Here is a 20,804-nt window from a genome sequence, read left to right as displayed (position 1 = left end):
CGGCACAGCTTCAGGTGACGCAGATGAATCAACCTTCCATTTCACACTGATTCGACCACTAACCCGGCCACTTGGGCTATCTGGCCCAATTTCTTAGTGTTTTCTCTTTGAAGCAGTTTTCGATCTCAGACAGATTAGTTTATAGAACGAGTCAGTTTGGGGGGTTGTTGTGGTATGAATCAAGAATTAGTTTCACAAGTTTTTTCAGTAGTTCAAGCACTAGAGAAATGCCTTTCGCAAAGCAAATCAATGTTTACTGAGCAAAAGCGCCTACAGCCAAAAACTGTTGATCTTTCCTTGAATGAGCAGGCACGAATTCTCGATCACATGCGTAAAGTCGCCAATAAATTGCAACTCGAACTTGCTGCTTCGGATAATTTGAGTGCGATGCGCTCGCTTCAGATTTTTCAAGGATTAACTTCACTAGTTCGTCCAGAAGTTTTGGAAACCTTTCAGGCTCTAGCCAAAGGTAAAGTTTGTCTAAAACTTGAAGATGGGAGCACTACCTATCACTAGAGCAAGTTATTTACGGCTCAGTGCGCGAGCAATGCGGCGATCGGTTTCTTTTTTCTTAATATCTTGTCTTTTATCAAAGCTCTTTTTACCGCGCCCAACTCCGAGTTCAAATTTACATTTTCCTTTCTTGAAATAAACTTTTAGCGGAATGATGGTTAAACCCTTTTGCTGAATTAGACCTTGCAGTCGGTCAATCTCTTTACGGTTTAATAAAAGCTTACGCATTCGTTCAGGTCGGTGCGCATCGACGCGAGAATGCGCATAGGGAGAGATGTGGCAGGAGTAAAGAAAAACTTCCTCACTTCGCACTTGAACGTAAGAATCTTTGAGATTGATTCCACCACCGCGGATTGATTTCACCTCGCTCCCAAGCAAGCTAATGCCAGCTTCGAAGAGCTCGGTGATCTCATAGTCGCGAAACGCCTTACGATTTTCTGCAACAATTAAAATGCCCGAATTATCTGGGGATGCCATAGTCTTTGTTATTGTGTGGTTATTTTGCCGACTCGCGCACTGCTTGGGCATAGGCCTTAAAGCCTTCAATCACCGCTGTGCCAATGTTTGCATGCTCTGTAACAAAGCCAGGGATACGACCATACACGGTTCTAGTAATGCCAAGCATGTCGTAGCTAACAATAATCTGACCGTCGCAATGCTTACCTGAACCAATGCCAATTGTCGGGATTGATAATTTTTTAGTAATTTCTTCTGCGCAGCTTGCTTCGACCCCTTCAAGTACAATCGCAAACGCGCCTGCCTCTGCTAAGGCCAAACTATCCTGGATTAGTTCATCACGACTACTGCCGGTTTTCCCTTGGATTCTGTAACCACTCTGTTGATTAACTGATTGCGGCAAAATCCCGACATGTCCCATGACCGGAATGCCCGACGCAGTGAGTGCCCGAACAGTCGGCGCAAAGTATGCGCCGCCTTCTAATTTTACAGCATGCGCGCCGCCTTCCTTCAAGAAGCGCCCGGCCGAAGTAATAGCTTGCTCAATACTCACCTGATAAGACAAAAATGGCATGTCCCCAACTAAGAGCGCCTTAGTTACTGAGCGCGCAACTATTCGCGTATGATAAAGCATTTCCTCAAGCGTCACAGGCACTGACGTTTGCTGCCCTTGCAAGGTCGTACCCACCGAGTCACCAACAAGGATCACATCCACTTCTCCTGACAATTCAGCCAAGCGCCCCAGCATAAAATCATAGGCAGTTACAGCAACTATTTGTTTTTTTGAATTCTTAAGATTTTGGATATCGCGTATTGTATTCACTGCGGCTCCTTTTGTTAGTGAGCTAGCAATTAAGCAAAATTAGCCTGCAGACACAACTTTGAGATCGGTTATAATGTAATTCAAGAAGAAAAGTGGATTAATTCGTGACGGTTACTGATCTAGGAATACATTTTATCATTGGACTAAGCGGTCCCGCTTTAGCGCGCGATGAAGCTCAGATCCTCGAAGTCCTACGTCCTGCGGGAATAATTATTTTCTCGAAAAATCTTACGCAGCGTGACTGGGCTACAAATTTAAAGAATCTGATTTCCGAAGTTAAAGTACTGACCAAGCGTCAAAATCTTCTGGTTAGTATTGACCATGAAGGCGGCAAAGTTCATCGCTTGCCAGAACCTGCAACCCGTTTCCCTGAAGCATGGTATTGGGATAACGACACAGTCTCGGTAAGCTTGGCCATGGCTAAAGAACTTTCTGCGCTTGGCATCAACCTCAGTTTTGCGCCGGTACTTGATATCCATTCTGAACCAACAAACCCGGTGATCGCAAAACGAGCTTTCTCCGACGTGCCTCAGACCGTTGCTAGACAAGGCTTGCAAATGCTCGAGGCACTTGAGGTGAACGGAATTCTTGCTTGCGGCAAGCACTTCCCGGGGCACGGCGGCACAATCTCTGACTCACATCTCGAACTGCCAGTCGTGACAGCAAGCGAAGAGATGCTACGCACACGCGAACTTGTGCCGTTTAAAGCCGCAATTCAAGCTGGTGTAAAAATGCTGATGAGTGCTCATGTCTGCTATCCTGCGTTTGATGCAAACTGTCCGGCCACACTTTCGCGAAAAATTTTAAATGACTTGTTAAGAAAAGAGCTAGGCTACAAGCATGTTGTAATCTCAGATGCAATTGAAATGAAGGCACTTGACGATATTTCACGCGAGGACGTAGCGCGACAGTTTCTTCTTGCCGGCGGTGACATGATTCTGATTGGCCAATCCGATGAACAGTCGCCTGCAGTAATTGCGCTGAACATTGCCACTAAATTAATTGAACTCAGTGCTCGGGAGACAGACTTAGCTGGCGCCCTTAAAATCTCGGGAACAAGAATTAATGAACTCTTCAAATTAATCCCTAAGACAAAACACTGCGATTTAGGTGAACTCGGCTGCAAAGCGCATCTTGAGCTTGCGGCGGCAATCAACAAACGCCAATTGGCGTAATCTACTTATTTTTCCCGAGGGAAGCGAATAATTCCCGTAGACTGGCGCTCTCGAACTTTACGCTTCATATCATCGGTAGAATTTTTAGAAAGAATCAAAGTATCTTTTTTTGTTTCATTGCGCACAAAAAACGGTGCAAGTGTTTTAAAGAGCTCCCAAGATGAAGAATTCTTGTTTCCGAGGTCGTCATAAACACCAAGAGCACCAACAGTTCCGAAGTGCTTACGAGAAACTTCAGCAATGCGTGCCATTAATAGGAAGCGACGGTCCGTGCTCAGTGATTCGTTAAGCAGTCCAAGTATTCCTTCTGACTCAACTCCACTATTGTCCTTAGAACTTAGAAAGAAAGCTTCCAAAACTTCTGGATACTCAGCAAGTAGACTCACAAGATCACTTAACAAATCTTGATATGTTTCGGCATTTGTTTCACGCGCCGGCGCCTTGGGCCATTCTTCAATCCAAGATTGAGATTGACTTTGAGTGCTCATAGGATCTTCTGAAACAGCTTGAGTTTTAAAAGCTTGGCTTGGAGCAGGTTCTTTGGTCACGCCAAGTAAGTTCGATCGCAACTCTGCGACTTCATGCGGTGTGACATACTGACAATCGACATTTTTGAGGTCAATGACAATGCCAATATTTTCTGCAAGCGAAAGTATCAAATCCGCGCCACTTAGACTTAAGCACTGATGTGTTCCATCAGTCCATTCAAAGAAAAGCTCCTCAGTTGTAAAAACCGGCACACATTGCATTAGTGGGAGTTCAAGGATTGGGAGCTTGACACTTTGGCTCGATGACTGACTTCCAGGTTTTTCAAAACGAGTCACCGGAACGATAAAGTATTTATCGTTAATCGCCTCTTGCCCTGGTATTTTTTTAGCCAGACTTTCAGCCCTCATGGGATCACTTTATCTTGGTTCATACAAATTGTAATCTGCCGTAAATACTATCAGATTTTTCACAATAACTCATCATTTTTAGGTAAGAATTCTCATAATCACTATTTTAAGCTAAAAACTCTTTATGGATTGGTACTTAGCATGGTTTGGAGAGGATTATTTTGAGCTCTACGGGCACAGAAATGAGGTTGAAGCGTCAGCTCAAGTTGATTTTTTAGCCTCTCAGGTCGACCTAAAGCCGCCGCACCGAGTGATTGATATTGGATGTGGGGCGGGGCGACATCTTAAAAGTATGCAGAAATTCTCTGACAAGCTTTATGGGATCGACACTTCACTTACGGCATTAAAGCTTGCAAAAACCACTGCACCGAGACTTAACCTCGCGCTGTCAGATATGCGCAGTCTTCCTTTTCCAAACGCAGAGTTTGACTTAGCAACTTCATTTTTTACATCATTTGGGTATTTCAAAACTGATGCTGAACATTTCCAGGTGCTGCAAGAGTGGAAGAGAATCCTTAAACCTTCAGGAAAACTATTTCTCGACCTGCCAAATCGTGAACACGTGATGAACACCCTCAATCCACGGTCTGAAAAATCAATCAATCAGAAAGCGATTGTCGAAGAACGCTCGCTGTCAAAAGATCAGAAACGAGTTGAAAAAGTAATCACAATCTCATCCCCTCAGAAACAAAAGAAATTCACCGAGTCCGTGCGGCTTTTTAGTTTCGAAGAAATTAAAGCTCTACTTAATGCTGCAGGCTTCAAGATTAAGTCTAAATTTGGTGCGCACGCAAAAACGGCATATACTTCACAAAGTGAGCGCTTAGTAATCATCACAGAATAGTCGACTTTAAATGCAAAACTTCATCAGTAAATATTTAGGCTGCGACCAAGCATCCTTAGAAATCATGGGCACAAATCCCTATGACAAAAAGATCCGTAAGGCCTCGGCACTCACCCAAAACTCCAACACTGTCGTGACTGGCCAACAAACTGGATTATTTCTGGGACCAGTTTTTTTATTATATAAAATTGCTTCGGCAATCGCTGTGGCCCATGCGCTTAGTCAAGAAACAGGTAGAACAATCCGCCCGCTACTTTGGGTTCAAAGTGAAGATCACGATTTTGATGAAATCCGCAGCGTAAAAGTTCTCAATCAACAGAACCAAGTCGTCACGCTTGAATTAGCACAGCGCCTCGGTCAACCTTCCGTCAAATATCAAGTCCTTGGTGACGAAGTGACAGAATTGATTGATGCGCTCGCGGCAAATATTTCCCATCTTCCTCACGCACAATTTGCACTTGAGTTAATTCAACGCCACTACCTTGCAGGCAATTCTATTGCTGACGCCTTTAGCTCAACCTTAAAAGACTTATATCAAGACCAAGCCCTAGATTTTTTCGACCCGCGCGATTTTTCAAACCGCGAAATCAAAACTTCAATTGCCGCAATTTATTCTGACGCTTTTAGCTATAGTGAAGAATTCTCACATTTGGCACTAATGCAAGCTGAAGCAATGCGTGGTGTGGGGCTTGAACCACAAGTGCGCATTCGCTCCGGTTCCCCGCTGTTCTTTATTCATCCAGAAGGTGTCGCAGGGAATCGCTATCGAGTGGAGCGTGCTGGAAGTAACTACCGCTTTCTTGGAAACAACAAGCTGAAAAAAATATCTCAAAGTGAGCTTGCCGAATTTATTCGTAACAGCCCTGAGCAAGTTAGCGCTTCTGCACTTTTAAGACCTTTAATTCAAGATACAATTTTAAAGCCCGCTTGTTATATTGCAGGCCCAAGCGAGCTAATTTATCTTGCGCAAATCACACCACTTTATCAAAAGCTTGCCCTGCAGCGTTCCATGCCCGTTTTACGCAACAGTTTCTATTGCCCTGAAATTAAAGGCTTTGAAGCAGAAAGCCAAGAGCGTGAACTTGCTGCCATTTATTTTCTAGCAAAGTATGGAAAATCTTTCCTAGAAAGGATACTTTCCCTGAGCAATCCATTTGAAACGGAATTAAAGATTAAAAACTTATGACTACTGAACTTGACGTTTTAGCTATTGGGGCACATCCTGACGACATTGAAATCTGCTGCGGCGGAACAGTGGCTAAACTAACAGGACTTGGCCACAAAGTTGGTATCCTTGATCTCACCGAAGGTGAGCTTGGCACTGGTGGCGATGTGCCGACTCGCTATGCTGAGTCTAAGCGCGCCTCAGAGATCTTAGGTCTAAGCGCGCGCGAGAATCTAAAACTCCCAGATGGTGGTATTGATGGCAATGCGCCACTTGAAACTGGCTCACAATTAATGCGCCTCATTGCAGCAATCCGCAAATATAAGCCACAGTTGATTTTAGCTCCCTATTGGCTGGAAAGGCACCCTGACCATGTCGCTGCAAGCAAACTCATTACGCGCGCAGTATTTTTTGCAGGGTTGAAAAAAATTGGGGACACAGAAGCGCACTCACCAAAAAACGTAAGCTACTTTCAAATGCGCGTGCCTTTTGAGGCAAGTTACGTTGTAGACGTGAGCGCAGTTTACGAAAAAAAACTTGCGGCGATTAAAGCTTATGCAAGTCAGTTTAAAGCTTCAAACAAGACCTTGATTGCCTCAGATCAGTCATTTGTTGCAATGGAAGCTCGTGACACATTAAGCGGAGCACAAATTGGAGTTTCTAAGGGCGAGGCTTTTTTAACACTTCATTCTTTAGCAATTGAAGATCCAGTAAAGTTATTTACAACGAGCTCGACTTCTAAGGGATTATTTTTCCCGCGCTGGGTACAACTATGAAAAATTTAAATATCGGTATTACTTGTTACCCTACCTACGGTGGCAGTGGGGTGATTGCCTCAGAAATCGGCATGGCCATGGCTGCGCGTGGTCATAAGATCCACTTTATTTGTTCTGATGTTCCGCGCCGTCTCGACCGTTTAATGGAAAATATTTATTTTCACGAAGTTGTCGTCCAAGATTATCCACTTTTTTCGGCCCCTCCCTACGATTTAGCACTAACTTCAAAGATGACTGAAGTTGCTACATACGAAGAACTAGATATTTTCCATGTGCACTATGCAGTTCCACACGCAACTAGCGCTTTTCTTGCTAAGTCAATTTTAGGCCCTAAAGCTCCTAAAGTAATTACCACTCTGCACGGAACAGACATTACCCTAGTTGGTAACGACAGAAGTTACCTACCCGTAACACGATTTTCCATTCAGCAAAGCGACGGCGTCACCACACCGTCTCAATATTTAAAATTAGCCACTTACGACAAGTTAAACATTCCAAGCTCTACCAACATCACGGTCATTCCTAACTTTGTTGACGAAAAGCTCTATGCCCCAGCGCAGCAAAAAAACCCGAAAGACCTTAAGCGTTTTTTTGGTTGTAGTGAGTCTAAAGAAAAAGTGATCACCCACACTTCAAATTTTCGACCCGTGAAACGTATTGGCGATGTGATTAAAGTTTTTGCGATTGTCGCTAAAGAAATTTCTTCACATCTTGTGCTTGTTGGCGATGGGCCGGAGCGGTCAAGTGCTGAGCAACTAGTTTGGGATCTTGGGCTACATCAGCGCGTTTGTTTTCTCGGCAAGCAAGAGTCGATTGTTCCGATCTTACAGCTCTCCGATGTTTTTCTGCTTCCCAGTGAAACGGAAAGTTTTGGTCTGGCGGCACTTGAAGCAATGAGTTGCGGCGTTCCTGTGGTAGCGTCTGAAGTTGGCGGTATTCCTGAAGTGGTAACTCACGGTAAGACTGGATATTTATCCAAAGTCGGAAACATCGAGGTTATGGCAGCTCATGTACTTGAACTCTTAAAGAGCGATACTAAGCGCAGCGAGCTAGGAAAAAATGCACGCCTACACGTTGAGCAGAATTTTACACTCGAACAAATGGCCACGCGTTACGAAGAGTATTACCGGGAGATTTTGTCACGATAAAATAGGGTTAGTGCGCTCTCCAAACAAAAACCCTCCAGAGCAATCTTAGCTAATTGACTGTTGACTTACTCAGTGCAACGTACGGGGTTTGAACTCCACCGATATTCGCAGCAAAAGAGCCTGCGATCTCAAAGCCAAGAGTCTGATATGTCCGTTGAACAACATGGTGCTCGACATGAGTCCTAACCCACATTGTTCGTCTACGGTCACATAGTTCTGATCGCTTCTCAATCATCAGCTCATACAAGCCTTGCTGTCGACATGCCTCAGCAACACATGCAAGTGCAAAATAGTTATCTCCATGCCTAGCACCAAATTCGGCCAGCCCCACACTTACAGGATCAAATATCTCATCGAATTTCAAGAGAATCGAGAATGCCGCGAGATCTTTGTGTGGATCGAAAATAGCGATTAGCGTTGAATCCGCTTGCAAATACCTTAAAAGTAGCTCGGCAAATGTTGCGACTTTTGGATCTGCAATATCCCCCTGAAGCATAGTCCAGCCAAAGGGTGCGGGGCGAAAGCATGAAGCATAAAGCTCTAAAACTTTCACTTGGACGTCTGCTGGGACTGAAGCCCCGGCATGCATTACTAGGTTATATTTACCTTCCATTCTATCTTCCTTTACTCTCACTAAAGAGAAGTCTTGAAGCGCCTATTCACACCTCAAGACTCCCCTCGCAACACGCAAAGAAAAGAAAAAAATTTATCAAACCAAATAGAGAGCACACTACCTTTGCGAACCTTGGCTAAAGAGATTCGAAAAAGGAGTGCTCACGAAATCTACTGAATTAATTTATTTGAAAGAACTCAAGTGCTTATAGCAGAATCTTGGGCTAAAATCAATTCGACCGAGTGCTTAGTAAACTGATTTTACAGGACAAAATAAATACTTGCCCGCTGGCAAGAAAACTACAGCTTCAAGTCGCCTTGGCTTGATTGTTTTTACTGCTCAAATGTGCTACCTAGGCCGACTACTGGGTAGTAGCGTTAGTCAAGGTTTTAGCTGTCTTTGCAAGATTTTATCAATGTTGCGAAGGCAGTCACATTTCTTACCTAGACGGTCTTCGTTGGAAAAAATAATGGGGAGCAAACCTCAAAACCCAAAAACTTCGTCGAGATCGACCTCTTTAGTCACTGTGAACATGTTGTGGTGCATCGGAGTTATTGCATGCTTTTTCGCAATATCCATGAGCATACAAAATAGACAACTGGAAAACCAACTCAGTGATTACAAGACAGAGTATAGCAACGCCAAGACGGCATTTGATGCGCAGTTGAAAGTATCTGCCAATGAGGGCCTGATACTTAGCACTGATCGGAAAGCATACATTGCTTTTTTGACTCAATGCCTTGAGAACCAAAGCCCAGAAGACGCTGCATTTTACCTAGAATCTTTCAGAAAATCATCTGAGGTGATCACGAAATTCAGCGACGACAATCCAGCAGACACGGAAGAAGGCAAAGCGCACCGTGCTTTCATCAAAGCGAAGCTCGCATTGATGATAGTCTTTCTTCGAGCAGCAAGTGAAGGTGCTAAACTACCGCCGGACATCCCGGAAGACTTGTCGATGTAACCGAGAAAACGCTGGGGTTTTGCTAACGCTAAACCCCAGCGTCTTTTACGTATTTTATGCAGCTTTTTTAGTAACGATATCAACGCTCGTGCCAAGCACGTGTAGCAACCGTAGCATTTGGTCAATCGTTTTTCCGTAAAAAGTTTGGTCAAGTAAACGATAAAGTTGCGTAGGGGACGTTTTCAGCCGGCGGACTATCTCTCGCTTAGTTAGTTGGGTTTTCTTGAGTTGACGCTGCGCGCATAGACTAAGCTTGTATAGTATTTGCTCCCTTAAATACTCTGGGTCTTTATTATACTCCAAAACAGCATCTAGATGTATAGAATCTTCTCGCCCACTTTTTAGGCGATAAGTAAAAGCCTCTGAGCCTAGCTCGGAGTCGATTATGACCGAGGCTATTGGGTCACTGACTTTGGGCTTCAAGTGAAGCTTCGCATATGGAAATGAATAGCGATGATTCGCGCAATCTAACAGGAAAATTTTCTTTCGATTATCTGTAACAATTCTTTTAATTTTCATAGACGCCCCTCATCCAGCAAGGCTTCAAGGTGACTCCGTATTTCTTTAGAAATTTTACCTTTCATTACTTTTCCATTCTCCAAATCCCATTTCGCCACCAATTTATTGTTCTTATAAATATGCACGTGCCTAGGTCTGTGGTCTCCAATCCACGTCAGAAAAATATATCCACCTCTTCTATGCTTCCCCATATATGTTACCATTATTGATACGATTTAGCAACTCACTATTTGCTACATAGAATCGTAAATTGCTCTAACTTGGCCAGATCTGCTGATGAAGCTTTAGCCATATCCTCGTGCTACATTAGTTACGCATTTACCTATTTATTATCGTCCGGATTGGTTTGCTTGGTGCGTCACTTCGGAAAAAATTCTGGAATAAAATCAATTTTAGCTGCCCAGATGCTAAAAGACTTGTCGATGTAACCGAGAATACGCTGGGGTTTTGCTAACGCTAAACCCCAGCGTTTAAAGATATTCGTAATGAGATCCTTCGACTCGCTCAGGATAAAATATTTTCTAGAACTTAGCATTCGTTGCGCTCAAGCTAAGATTCTGAAAATATTTTAATTTCCTGTTGAAGCGTACCTCGAGACGCCAAAATTCCAGACAAAGTATGTGAGCGTGGCAGTTGCAAGCGCAACAACGGGACTGAGATAGGTATAAAATCCAAATCCGCGTTCAGTAAAAAAGTGCGTTGCCGGGTAAAACGCTACAAAGGCAAAGGGCACTACCCACTGCAAGATAAACTGAATCAACTTGCTAAAAATCGTGATCGGATAGCGCCCAAAAACAATTAAATTATACATCGGCGCTGCCAGACCAAGTCTGTCTTCAAAATGAAAAGCAATTGATGCCAAACTTACAAAAAAAGAAAGTAAAATAATTGCTGCAGCAATGGTACTGATTGCAAACCAAACGATATCGAGAAATGCAAACTCCAAATTAAGTCTAGACGCCGCAATACTTGTAGTAATAATCCCAACTGTTAGCGATCCGAGCGCATCCAGATTAAATGACTCAAAGAGCACCTGCGGAAGTGTTGACAGTGGTCGCAAAAGCACTCGGTCAAACTGACCTTGAATGATATACTTATCGCCAAATTGATAGAGATTAGGCGCAAGCAGTCCAAAGATCGCTAGCGGGATCATCGAATAACCGTAAATAAAAAGTACTTCCGGTTGTGTCCAACCTTGGAGATTTGTCACTCGCGTCCCATCGAGTAGAAGTAAAATAAAAATCAAGCTCGAACCTGTAGAGATGGCGTTGGCAATAATACCAGCAAAGAAATCAAACTTGTAAGACAAGCGTGCCTTTAAAAATTTAGCGAAATAGGCGAGATAGATTTTCATTGTTACCCCCCCTGAATCGTCAGGCGGTTAAATGCTTTTTTCCAAAAGTACTCTCCGGCAAGATAAAGAATCAAAATCCACAGCCATTGAAAGCCCAATTGCCCAAGAATGCCTAAACCTTGAGCCTTGCCTAAATATATTTGTAGCGGCACATAAGTTATTGCCTGAAAAGGCAAGGCTTTTGCGATCAACCCCAACCAACTTGGGAAAAAAGTTATCGGGATTAAGAGTCCTGAAAAAAGCTGAATTAAATAGTACTTAGCGCGAATCACTCCCTCAATTGATTTGAAGAAAAACGCCAGTAGCCCAACCAGGAAGTTAAATTGTGCGAAAATAATAAAACTACCAAGTGTTGCCAGGATAAAACCAAAAAAAGCTACTCCAGATGCTGGTGGTAAAATTGGGAAGACCAAGAGTAGGACTGTTAAGATTGGAGCTGTAAAAAAGCATAATCTAAAAAGTGTTTCTCCAAAGGCTTGAACCAGCATCATACTTTGGAAATGCACAGGCCGCGTGAGATAAACGCCAATTTGGCCAGTTGTAACTAGATCTTCAATTTGCTCATCGACGTTTGAGAAATAAAGACTACGAGCGATCCAAGCGATTGCAATATATGTCCCCATTTCCACGAAAGTATAGCCTTGAAGCACACCTTGCGGTGAACCAGAGCCGGCATAAACTGCCTTCCAGATATAATAATGCACTGAAACAAATAGTAGATATGTTACCACGCCCGTAAAGTAGCGCATCCGATAAGATAGCATATTTAGAAACGCTACCTTGATAAAAGACCCGTAAGCGGCAACAGCAGTAGTCATTACTCGCGAATTCCTTCACGGTAGATTTTCATGATTACTTCCTCAATCGGCGGCTGTAAGATCGACAAATCACTGACATCGAAATTATCTAAAACTGCTCTTACGAGCTGTGCGGCTGGAACTTTGCCTGACTCAAAACGCACTTGAGCTCTTCTCGAACTCTCAATTTCTATCTCAACTAGAGAACTTAATTTCGCCCTTAATTCTTCTTGGGTAACAGTTCCAGAGAAATCAACAATCATCTCCCGAGTTAAACCCGGTAGCGACTTAATGCGGTCAATTCCACCATCAAAAATAATTTTCCCGTGGTCGATAATGATAATACGCTCGCAAAGTTCTTCAATCTCGCGCAGATCATGTGTGGTTAGAATGATTGTCGTTTTTAACTCGGAATTAATTCTTTGCAAAAACTCGCGTACACTATCTTTAGCTACAGCATCTAAGCCAATCGTTGGTTCATCCAGGAATAAAACTTGTGGAGAATGAATTAAGCTTGCTGCCAAGTCTGAACGAATACGTTGCCCGAGCGAGAGCTTACGTACGGGTGTATTTAAAAACTCTTTTAGATCAAGCACGCCTGTTAAAAGTTCAATGCGAGTTTTAAAATCAGTATCGCTAACGTTGTAAATCTTCCCTAGTAACTTCAGTGACTCAATTACGGCAATGTCCCACCACAGCTGCGTGCGCTGCCCGAAGACAACCCCGATATGCCCCACATAATTCTTTCGATCACGAAAAGGGTCATACCCCAGAACCGACATCTCGCCGCTTGTTGCCTTAAGAATTCCAGTCAGCATTTTAATTGTTGTCGATTTACCAGCACCATTCGGGCCAATAAATCCCAAAATCTCGCCGCGCTTAATTTGGAAATTGATGCCATCGACGGCATGTAGCGGCGTATAGTTACGATTGAATAAATCCTTAACCGCACCAGCTACGCCCTCACGGCGCTTAAATGTTTGAAAGGTTTTCCGTAAATTTGCGACTGTAATTACTACTTCGTTATCCAATGTCCCTCGCTATTTTTGCCTAAGCTTTGACTATACTATATATATTCGCCCTATGAACAACCCATACTTTGACAAGCGACAAGAATTTTTTAAGAGCTATTTCGAGCTTGCTCAGACTTATGAGGAGTATCTTAAAACTGCTGAGCCGGCGCATCGCGCGCGCTGGGACACTTTCAAAAGTAAAATTACGATCAACTCCGAGCAAAAAGCTGTTCTCAAGTCTTTTATTCGAGAGCTGAATATTTTGGTGATGTCCGGCACATGGTGTGGGGATTGTGCGCGCCAAGGGCCGATGTTTGCTCAGCTTGAAGCGATTAATCCAAAGCTTCGTTTTCGATTTATCGATAATAAGCAAAACCCAGACCTGCAAAATGAACTGCGCATTAATGGAGCTGAAAAAGTTCCGGTTGTAGTTGTGCTCTCTGAGGATTATTATGAAATTGCGCGTTTTGGCGACCGGCATTTAAGTGTCTATCGTAGAAAATTAATTTCTGAACTTGGAGCAGCTTGTGACCCGGGGATTATCCCGCCAAGTGGTGAGGAACTAAGCACAGAAGTAACTGAATGGGTGAATTTCCTTGAAAGAGCTCATGCCCTGCTACGGTTGGCGCCGCTACTACGGCGTCGTTACAACGACTGAAGTTGGATTCGCTTAGGTCAAGCATCGGGAAAAGATAAAGTTCAGGTGCAAGCCTAAGTAATGTTATGCTATTTATTGTTGGAGAAAAATATGAAAATTTCAATGTATGACCCGAATATCACTGATCGGATGCGCAAGGAATTAACTGATGCGGGAGTTCAAGAATTAAGAACTCCAGAAGAAGTAGACAAAGCACTAAAAAACATGGCCGGCACTGCGATGGTTGTTGTGAACTCGGTTTGTGGCTGCGCTGCAGGTGGTGCTCGTCCAGGCGTAGTGATGTCGCTCAAGTCACCAAAGCGCCCAGAAAAAATCTACACTGTATTTGCTGGCCAAGATAAAGAAGCGACAGAGCAGGCGCGCACGTATTTTATTGGCTACCCACCCTCCTCACCTGCTGTTGCAATTTTAAAAGACGGCAAAGTCGTGCACATGATGCCGCGTCATGAGATCGAAGGGCGCAGTGCTGATGAGATTGCGAATAGTTTAGCTAAGGCTTACGAGAAGATTTAAGTGTTGAAGCATACTTTCTCATTGATATTTTGCCTCGTAGCAACTACCTCACAACTGAGCGCAGCACCTTTGATAGTCGTTGAACCAGTGCGCTTTGTCGCACCAATCCCGGAACAAACTAGTCGGGCCTTGTGTAATGGTGAATATTTGTGCGGCAGCAACGCATCGCAATCATTTAAAATCCCAACTAAAGATGGCGTGCGTTATTCAACACTAGTAGTCGGCAATCAACTTTATCCAATGTTACACCCAAATGATTTAGCGACAGCATTCGGTAACGCACTTACTCGTGAAGGGGGCTATCGAGTGATGACTGGCGGAGGATTATTTGGTGATCCTGTTGGCGTAGATCAAGCGAAATATCGCGTTCGTGCAACAATTACTGAGTTCGCCTTGATCGGCAGCAGTGACGAGTTAAATTTAAGTGGAGCTTTTTTTGGATTAGCTTGGATTTCTAGCAAAAGCGAACAAGGGTCACTCAGGATTGATTTTTCCGTTGTCGACGAAGAGTATGGTCGGTATTTAGCTGCATTCTCGGTCGGCTCCGATTTTGGCAGTTCAAGCACTTTAGGGTCGCTCTTTGCCTATTCAAGCAAAACGGATCGATTAAAAGCAATTAATGCTGCGGTCCAAGAAGTGCTAGCGCAAGGAGCAAATAGAATTTTAAAGTCCTTATGAAAAAAGCCCTATGCCTATTAACAGCCTTAATCTTCTTTGCCTGTAGCGCAAACCATTCGACACGAGAGCCATCAGGGCACGTAATAAGCGACCCCGCTACCACGATTAAATCAACTAGCCCTTACGTGCTTTACTTAGAACCTTTAATCTTAAAAGGCGCCGTCAGGTTGGAAGGTAATAAAAAATCATCTACATACAACACAACTAAATTACTTGGGATCGAGGAGCATTATCAACCTCGGGACTATCTCTATCAACAGTTCCTTTCAACACTAGCAGAATCGACAGAACTCTCTTTAGTCGACAAGCGATTTGTAAAAAAGTCTTCGGTCGGCGGTATTAATGTCAAAATGCGCTCTGGTGAAAAAGGGCCATATATTATTCGAGCCATGATTACGGAGTTTAACCCAGCAGCGATCGTTGAAGATTTTTCAGTTGGAGGAGCAAACGTCAACGATCCCATTTCCCTACTACTCTCTGCGCCGTTATTTATGGCTTCAAGCATGATTGAAGGTCATACCGGCATTCCAGTGCCTACTAAATACAGCAGCTCAAAAATAGAGGCCGCAGTTGCGATTGATATTACATTAATTGATGGCAAATCTGGCAGAGTAATTAAATCTTTACCTGTCCGCGGAACCTATACGGAAGCAAAAAGAGAAATTGAGAGGCGAGCTGAAACCATGGTCGGATCTTCGGCAAGTAGCACACTGCCAGCTGCTGTGCGCGTTGCATTAGAATCTGCTCGAGATGAAATTATCGCAGCACTAAAGAACTACCACTGAGTAAAATCAATTTCATCTTTATGTTTTTCCATCCAGCGCGAAGACTCGTTAACAGTCCACTGGCGATAAGCAAGTAAGATTTTATCAATCAGCAACCCGGCCGCAGTAATGCCTTTTTGTGAGGCAAGACTTTTCGTTAGATTTAACCCTTTACGAACTTCTTCGAGTGATTCCAAAGTTGGACAAGTCATCGAAAGCTCATCAATAAAACCTAAGAAACGCAGTAACTCAGCCTTACGCCCAAGTCGGGCAGCACTTTGTGAGAATAAAATCAGTGGAGATAAGCCACGTCCTGCGGCGAAATAGTTTTCAACCTTAATCGTACCCAAAATTTCAAGTCCCAACGCGACAGCCTTTTCGTCTTCCTTTTGCGTAGCGTACGTTTGGGCAAGCTCCATCCCGCGGTGAAAACCATAGAGCGTGCCAGGTTGATCTTGGCCAGCACCACGAGATTGCGCATAGGTATACTCTTGATATTTCTTAGCGAGCTTTCCTTCTCCACAGGCATTAAACACATAACTTGCAGAGCCTAAATAAGCTTGGCACAGCGGTGAAACACAATCTGGGTCATTATATGTTTGTAATCCTTCCTGAGCTTGAGCAACAGCTTGTTTGCAGCGCTTCATCCCTGACAAGAGCATAGCATGTCCAATTAAAGCACTGGCGTACTGTTGCTGGATATCTTTAAGGTCTGGATTCTTCTGATACTCACGTCCTAGGCATTCAGCATAAACTGCAGATTGTGGCTCAGCAGAACTTGGATTTCTACGGTAAGTTTCAGCCGAGACAGCAACGCGCTGCGTTTCGCGCTGACAGGTTTCGATCGCGCTAGCATACCGCTTTCGTTTTTCTAAATCTTGCAAGTCATCAGATAAGCCAGCAATCTTAGACGCAATGCATCCAGTAAAAAGAACTGCGCAAGCAATTAAATAGCGTTTCATTTTTAAGGTCGTCTAGCAAAAAGAGTTTCACGCGCTTTAACGGCCGCTTCATTTAGGGCAACACGCGTAGCTTGATCAAGCACACTTTGCGCAAAAACATGTTGCTGCGCTATTGGCAAGACTATTCCCTGAGAGCTGCTTTTCTTTTGCGAAGCAAAGGTGCCGGCACTACGAAATGACCCCACGACTACTCCAGTTTTTGCTTCCGTAATGCTTATATCAAAAGCACACATTCCAGTTTTAGCATTTTTGGCATAATGACCAAACGGAAAGTAATTTATTCTTTGAGACTGCCCCTCACTCATAGTTGCATATTCGGTCATTAGCGCGCGGACAACATATATCCCATCATTACCCGCTGTTATTGCAGCTGGATTTTCACGGTAGGTTTTGGCATCAATGACTCTAAAGTTTCCAACGCCTGCAAGCGCGCTGACAAGCTGCGCGTCGATTTCCGCCTTGCCACGTTCATCGCTACTGCGTGAAATCGTTACTGTAGATTCTTCGGATGCCTTCTCTTTTGTAATCTTCGAATCAATTTTCACAGAAGAAGTTGGAATGCTAATTGATTCAACAACTAGCGAATAAATTGGCTTAGTCGAATCAAGCGGAATATTTATATCAGCAACATCTGCTGAAGCAGGAGCCCCGGCTTTAGCCTGAACCGACACCGGATCGATATGAACGCACGAGGAAAAAGCAAAAAAAATTGAGGTGAGAAAATAACGAAATTTCATAGCTGTAATACCTTCTAAAAAATTAACTGGCCCTAGAGTTGAGATGCAAGCTCTCGAGCAGTGTAGTTGTAAATTAAATTATCATAAACATCTGAAAAAATTGAATAAATTCTATTGCTTAGACATTATTAGTCTATTTATGCATATATAGCTGCATAATAAACAACCTATGAAAACTAAATTTTCCGCTTATTTTCTGATTTTTTTAATTTCCTCAAGCCCTGCTGCTGCTGAGAATTTATTATCAGATTTAGACCGTGATGCTGGAAAGCTTGTCGAGCAGATTAAAGCAACATTGCTGTCTGATAAATTTGCGGGTGCAATGAGTTCTCAACTTAAGCGTGACTTGTCTTTTCTTGCCGGGACCGTTCTCGATAAAGATACGGCTCGCAAAATCAAGGCTATTGATTTCCAGCAAACATGGCATGATTGGACGAGAAATCTTTCAGTTCAGGAGCTCGACAAAGGTAGTTTTTCAAAACTGAGCGCGCTGTCGACAAATTTATTGCCAACGCAAGATCTGATAGCTAAAGCTGTTCCAAATCTTAACCAAGCTGGCTTTGCTCAGACTTCAAAGTCTTTTTTCACTACGATTGTAGCTGATATCAAATCCAAAAAAAATCTTCGCTTAGATACCAACTCCATTGTTGAGCGGTTTTAGACTGAGTGCCCAGCTTAGTCTATTTGGAGACCTCGTCGTGCCTTCGACTCAAGATGACATTGTGCGGTGAACAGATTGCCACGCTTCCCCAAACTTCGTTTGGGTCGCTCGCAAAGACGGCTAATGCGTATTTTTCAATGCCGATTAAAAGCGAACAGATTTGAGCTGAACCTTTCGACGGACTCAAGGCAAGGAACGAGGCGCGGAAAGTAAAAACGTTTAAACACTGATTATGTCTATCTGGAAGAGAATTTTTAGTGAAAGACGAGGCAGATTAATTTTTTTGGACCCGGCAATATAAAAAGCGAACAGATTTAAGCTGAAGACGAGGAAGAAAGATTGCGAGGACTAGATAGTGCAATCGAGGGTCAAATTTGAGGCAAAGACGAGGCGCGGAAATTTTTTTCGATGCCGACTTTATTATAATAAACGAGGCAGAGAAAAAATCTTCCGCAACGAAGTATTTGCTCAAATATGCCCCTCGATTACCAGCGGAGGAGCGTAGCACCCCATGTAACTCCGCCGCCGAACGCGGAGAGCAGCACCAGCATACCAGGCTTCAACCGCCCTTCAGCTTCAAGTTCAGCTAGCAATAGTGGAATACTTGCAGCGCTAGTATTGCCATAGCGCTCAACATTCATGGGGATTTTTTGATCGGGAATATCAAGTTGCTTTGCCACAGATTGGATGATGCGTTGATTGGCTTGATGCACAACAAAAAGATCGACATCAGAAACCGTGAAACCTGTTCTCCGTAAAACGTTAGAAGAAACTTCAGCGATGCCGCGCACAGCGAGCTTAAAGACTTCCTTGCCCGCCATGAGAATGTAGTTTCTGTCGTCTGCAGGTGGCGTAACCTGGACTGCGTCTTTAGCGGTTCCACCATCGGGTGCGCAAGAAAGAATTGTTTTATAATTCCCATCAGCATGAAGTTCGCTTAAGTAAATGCCGCGTGTAGTTTTAGAATTCTTGGAAGTTGTTTCCAGTGTCTGAGCATGGGCTGACAAGACAACGGCCCCAGCCCCGTCACCGAATAAGACGCAGGTTGAGCGATCATTGGGATTTACAATTTTACTATATAGTTCCGAGCCAACGACAAGGACGTTTTTACAAATGCCACGATGGATAAAAGAATCAGCAACCGTTAATGCGTAAACAAACCCCGAACAAACAGCATTCAAATCAAAAGCCAGGCAAGGCCCGATGCCTAATTTTTGCTGAAGCAAGCAGGCGCAGCTTGGGAATACTGCATCGGGAGTAACCGTCGCAAAAACAATTCCGTCAATATCTGAAGCAGTAAGTCCGGCTTTCTTCAAAGCTTGTTCTGCGGCAGGTAGAGCAAGCTCAGATGCAGTGAGGCTGGGATCATCGGTCCAACGGCGTTCTTTAATACCCGTGCGCTCGCGAATCCACTCATCACTGGTCTCAAGATAAGAGGCAAAGTGAGTGTTTGGCACAACACGGTCGGGAACATTCATTCCAGAGCCGCTGATGAAGCTTCTAACTCTGAGCAGCGCTTCTGTGGACATTAGTTGAACCTCTTAAATGCGATTGTTGCATTGGTTCCACCAAATCCAAAGGAATTCGAAATCGCAACATTTACGCCGATCTCGCGCGCAGTGTTAGCACAGTAATCAAGGTCACAGCCTTCGTCGGGGTTTTCCAGATTAACTGTCGGCGGAATGATGCTGGTTTGAATTGACTTGGCAAGAATTACTCCTTCCAAGCCACCTGCTCCACCGAGAGCATGCCCGGTCATTGATTTCGTTGAACTTACAATCAGTCCTTTTTTAGCATGTTCACCAAAAACAGCTTTAATTGCCGCAGTCTCTGCCGGGTCATTAATCGGCGTAGAAGTGCCGTGAGCGTTGATGTAAGTCACGTCGGTTGTGTTTAGCTTACCAAAGTTAAGCGCGCCCTTCATACAGTTTCTTGCGCCTGCTCCATCTTCTGCGGGGGCCGTAATGTGATGCGCGTCACAGGAAAATCCGTAACCAACAACTTCTGCATAAATTTTCGCGCCACGTTTTTTTGCAGCTTCAAGCTCTTCCAGAATTAAAATTCCAGCGCCTTCAGCAATCACGAAGCCGTCGCGGTCACGGTCAAAAGGTCGACTTGCCCTGGTGGGATCATCATTACGAGTAGAAAGTGCTTTCATTCGAGCAAAGCCTGCAACTGCAAGCGGAGTAACTGAAGCTTCCATGCCACCAGTAATCAAGGCGTCTTGCAATCCATCACGAATCATACGGAAAGCTTCACCAATGGCATGCGTTCCTGAAGTGCAAGCACTCGTCACTGTATAGTTAACACCTTGTAGCCCGTATTTAATGGCCACGTTTCCTGGGCCAAGGTTAGAAATCATTTTGGGAATTAAAAACGGAGAGACTTTCCTTGGTCCGTCTTCAAAAAGCGCCCTACAGTTTTCTTCCATGACCGGGAGCCCGCCGATGCCGATGCCAAAAATCACGCCAAAACGCGTTGGGTCATAGCTTGCGCTACTTAATCCGGAATCGTTCCAAGCTTCCTCTGCAGCGCTCAAAGCAAAGAGCGAGAAGCGGTCGTAACGCTTGGCCTCAGCTGGGGGCATATTGGGTTGAAAATTTTTCACTTCGGCAGCAATTTGGCTAGTTTGATTGGACGCATCAAAGCCGGCAATGCGAGCAACGCCCGAGACACCAGAAGTGAGATTTTGCCATGAAGTTTTTACATCGTTACCAACAGGACTTAACATCCCCAATCCAGTAATGACAACACGTCTTGCGCTCATACAATTAT

General features: G+C 44.0%; 25 protein-coding genes. 12 read left to right on the top strand and 13 right to left on the bottom strand.

Going from position 1 to position 20,804, the window contains the following annotated elements; translation table 11 throughout:
* Window positions 1-174: 174 nt before the first annotated feature.
* The gene (locus tag JNK13_07705) at window positions 175-516 is read left to right on the top strand and encodes a hypothetical protein (GenBank protein MBL7662621.1); all 342 of its coding nucleotides are present in this window, start codon (window positions 175-177) and stop codon (window positions 514-516) included.
* 6 nt (window positions 517-522) lie between these two features.
* Here JNK13_07705 and smpB read toward each other — a convergent pair whose 3' ends face one another.
* Both smpB and panB read right to left on the bottom strand, forming a co-directional pair.
* Window positions 523-990, bottom strand: a complete 468-nt coding sequence (smpB, locus tag JNK13_07700; protein ID MBL7662620.1) for an SsrA-binding protein SmpB — start codon at window positions 988-990, stop codon at window positions 523-525.
* A 19-nt stretch (window positions 991-1,009) separates the two neighbouring features.
* Window positions 1,010-1,822 carry a 3-methyl-2-oxobutanoate hydroxymethyltransferase gene (gene panB / locus JNK13_07695; GenBank protein MBL7662619.1) on the bottom strand — a complete coding sequence of 271 codons (813 nt, stop codon included), beginning with the start codon at window positions 1,820-1,822 and terminating at the stop codon, window positions 1,010-1,012.
* Between the two features lie 74 nt (window positions 1,823-1,896).
* Here panB and nagZ point away from each other — a divergent pair, with 74 nt between their 5' ends.
* On the top strand, window positions 1,897-2,967 hold the full coding sequence (gene nagZ, locus JNK13_07690) for a beta-N-acetylhexosaminidase (protein MBL7662618.1): 1,071 nt from the start codon (window positions 1,897-1,899) through the stop codon (window positions 2,965-2,967).
* 5 nt (window positions 2,968-2,972) lie between these two features.
* On the opposite strand, the gene JNK13_07685 is transcribed toward nagZ, so the two are convergent.
* Window positions 2,973-3,863 carry a hypothetical protein gene (locus JNK13_07685; protein MBL7662617.1) on the bottom strand — a complete coding sequence of 297 codons (891 nt, stop codon included), beginning with the start codon at window positions 3,861-3,863 and terminating at the stop codon, window positions 2,973-2,975.
* Window positions 3,864-3,987: 124 nt separating this feature from the next.
* Between JNK13_07685 and JNK13_07680 the strand changes: the two genes are divergently transcribed.
* Genes JNK13_07680 through bshA form a run of 4 tightly spaced genes read left to right on the top strand, consistent with a single transcriptional unit; the run spans window position 3,988 to window position 7,796 of the window.
* Window positions 3,988-4,707, top strand: a complete 720-nt coding sequence (locus tag JNK13_07680; GenBank protein MBL7662616.1) for a class I SAM-dependent methyltransferase — start codon at window positions 3,988-3,990, stop codon at window positions 4,705-4,707.
* Between the two features lie 10 nt (window positions 4,708-4,717).
* Window positions 4,718-5,893 (top strand): bacillithiol biosynthesis BshC, encoded by a 1,176-nt coding sequence (bshC, locus tag JNK13_07675; protein ID MBL7662615.1) that lies wholly within the window; start codon window positions 4,718-4,720, stop codon window positions 5,891-5,893.
* Window positions 5,890-6,648, top strand: coding sequence for a bacillithiol biosynthesis deacetylase BshB1 (gene bshB1, locus JNK13_07670; protein ID MBL7662614.1), 759 nt, complete (start codon window positions 5,890-5,892; stop codon window positions 6,646-6,648). The genes bshC and bshB1 overlap by 4 nt, the downstream gene beginning before the upstream one ends.
* The gene (bshA, locus tag JNK13_07665; GenBank protein ID MBL7662613.1) at window positions 6,645-7,796 is read left to right on the top strand and encodes an N-acetyl-alpha-D-glucosaminyl L-malate synthase BshA; all 1,152 of its coding nucleotides are present in this window, start codon (window positions 6,645-6,647) and stop codon (window positions 7,794-7,796) included. The genes bshB1 and bshA overlap by 4 nt, the downstream gene beginning before the upstream one ends.
* Window positions 7,797-7,845: 49 nt before the next feature.
* Here the strand turns inward: bshA and JNK13_07660 are convergent, their stop codons facing one another.
* Complete coding sequence (locus JNK13_07660) at window positions 7,846-8,409, bottom strand: hypothetical protein (protein ID MBL7662612.1); 564 nt, start codon at window positions 8,407-8,409, stop codon at window positions 7,846-7,848.
* Between the two features lie 577 nt (window positions 8,410-8,986).
* Between JNK13_07660 and JNK13_07655 the strand changes: the two genes are divergently transcribed.
* Entirely contained in the window at window positions 8,987-9,373 is a 387-nt protein-coding gene (locus JNK13_07655) for a hypothetical protein (protein MBL7662611.1), read from the top strand.
* Between the two features lie 54 nt (window positions 9,374-9,427).
* Here JNK13_07655 and JNK13_07650 read toward each other — a convergent pair whose 3' ends face one another.
* From JNK13_07650 to JNK13_07630, 5 genes are all read right to left on the bottom strand, one after another.
* Entirely contained in the window at window positions 9,428-9,892 is a 465-nt protein-coding gene (locus JNK13_07650) for a hypothetical protein (protein MBL7662610.1), read from the bottom strand.
* Window positions 9,889-10,083: a DUF4160 domain-containing protein gene (locus tag JNK13_07645; protein MBL7662609.1), complete on the bottom strand. Its 195-nt coding sequence runs from the start codon at window positions 10,081-10,083 to the stop codon at window positions 9,889-9,891. The genes JNK13_07650 and JNK13_07645 overlap by 4 nt, the downstream gene beginning before the upstream one ends.
* 377 nt (window positions 10,084-10,460) lie before the next feature.
* Window positions 10,461-11,246, bottom strand: coding sequence for an ABC-2 family transporter protein (locus JNK13_07640; GenBank protein MBL7662608.1), 786 nt, complete (start codon window positions 11,244-11,246; stop codon window positions 10,461-10,463).
* Between the two features lie 2 nt (window positions 11,247-11,248).
* On the bottom strand, window positions 11,249-12,064 hold the full coding sequence (locus tag JNK13_07635) for an ABC-2 family transporter protein (protein ID MBL7662607.1): 816 nt from the start codon (window positions 12,062-12,064) through the stop codon (window positions 11,249-11,251).
* Window positions 12,064-13,074: an ATP-binding cassette domain-containing protein gene (locus tag JNK13_07630; protein ID MBL7662606.1), complete on the bottom strand. Its 1,011-nt coding sequence runs from the start codon at window positions 13,072-13,074 to the stop codon at window positions 12,064-12,066. Before JNK13_07630 ends, JNK13_07635 begins: the two co-directional genes overlap by 1 nt.
* Before the next feature lie 52 nt (window positions 13,075-13,126).
* Here JNK13_07630 and JNK13_07625 point away from each other — a divergent pair, with 52 nt between their 5' ends.
* The 4 genes from JNK13_07625 to JNK13_07610 all read left to right on the top strand — a co-directional run bounded on the left by JNK13_07625 (window position 13,127) and on the right by JNK13_07610 (window position 15,690).
* Window positions 13,127-13,714, top strand: coding sequence for a thioredoxin family protein (locus JNK13_07625; protein MBL7662605.1), 588 nt, complete (start codon window positions 13,127-13,129; stop codon window positions 13,712-13,714).
* A gap of 90 nt (window positions 13,715-13,804) precedes the next feature.
* Complete coding sequence (locus JNK13_07620; GenBank protein MBL7662604.1) at window positions 13,805-14,227, top strand: BrxA/BrxB family bacilliredoxin; 423 nt, start codon at window positions 13,805-13,807, stop codon at window positions 14,225-14,227.
* Between the two features lie 3 nt (window positions 14,228-14,230).
* Window positions 14,231-14,905: a hypothetical protein gene (locus tag JNK13_07615; protein MBL7662603.1), complete on the top strand. Its 675-nt coding sequence runs from the start codon at window positions 14,231-14,233 to the stop codon at window positions 14,903-14,905.
* Window positions 14,902-15,690, top strand: coding sequence for a hypothetical protein (locus JNK13_07610; protein MBL7662602.1), 789 nt, complete (start codon window positions 14,902-14,904; stop codon window positions 15,688-15,690). Before JNK13_07615 ends, JNK13_07610 begins: the two co-directional genes overlap by 4 nt.
* Here the strand turns inward: JNK13_07610 and JNK13_07605 are convergent.
* The gene (locus JNK13_07605; protein ID MBL7662601.1) at window positions 15,681-16,631 is read right to left on the bottom strand and encodes a hypothetical protein; all 951 of its coding nucleotides are present in this window, start codon (window positions 16,629-16,631) and stop codon (window positions 15,681-15,683) included. The two genes, JNK13_07610 and JNK13_07605, sit on opposite strands and share 10 nt — an antisense overlap.
* Before the next feature lie 2 nt (window positions 16,632-16,633).
* Window positions 16,634-17,368, bottom strand: coding sequence for a hypothetical protein (locus tag JNK13_07600; protein ID MBL7662600.1), 735 nt, complete (start codon window positions 17,366-17,368; stop codon window positions 16,634-16,636).
* Window positions 17,369-17,537: 169 nt separating this feature from the next.
* Here JNK13_07600 and JNK13_07595 point away from each other — a divergent pair, with 169 nt between their 5' ends.
* Complete coding sequence (locus JNK13_07595) at window positions 17,538-18,029, top strand: hypothetical protein (protein MBL7662599.1); 492 nt, start codon at window positions 17,538-17,540, stop codon at window positions 18,027-18,029.
* Between the two features lie 485 nt (window positions 18,030-18,514).
* On the opposite strand, the gene JNK13_07590 is transcribed toward JNK13_07595, so the two are convergent.
* Both JNK13_07590 and fabF read right to left on the bottom strand, forming a co-directional pair.
* Window positions 18,515-19,558 carry a ketoacyl-ACP synthase III gene (locus JNK13_07590; GenBank protein MBL7662598.1) on the bottom strand — a complete coding sequence of 348 codons (1,044 nt, stop codon included), beginning with the start codon at window positions 19,556-19,558 and terminating at the stop codon, window positions 18,515-18,517.
* Window positions 19,558-20,796 carry a beta-ketoacyl-ACP synthase II gene (fabF, locus tag JNK13_07585; protein MBL7662597.1) on the bottom strand — a complete coding sequence of 413 codons (1,239 nt, stop codon included), beginning with the start codon at window positions 20,794-20,796 and terminating at the stop codon, window positions 19,558-19,560. The genes JNK13_07590 and fabF overlap by 1 nt, the downstream gene beginning before the upstream one ends.
* Window positions 20,797-20,804 lie beyond the last annotated feature (8 nt).

It is taken from the genome of bacterium, assembly GCA_016786595.1.
Classification (GTDB): Bacteria; Bdellovibrionota_C; UBA2361; order SZUA-149; family JAEUWB01; genus JAEUWB01.
Note: the sequence above shows the minus strand (reverse complement) of the source record. Positions and strands in the feature narration are given on the sequence as shown.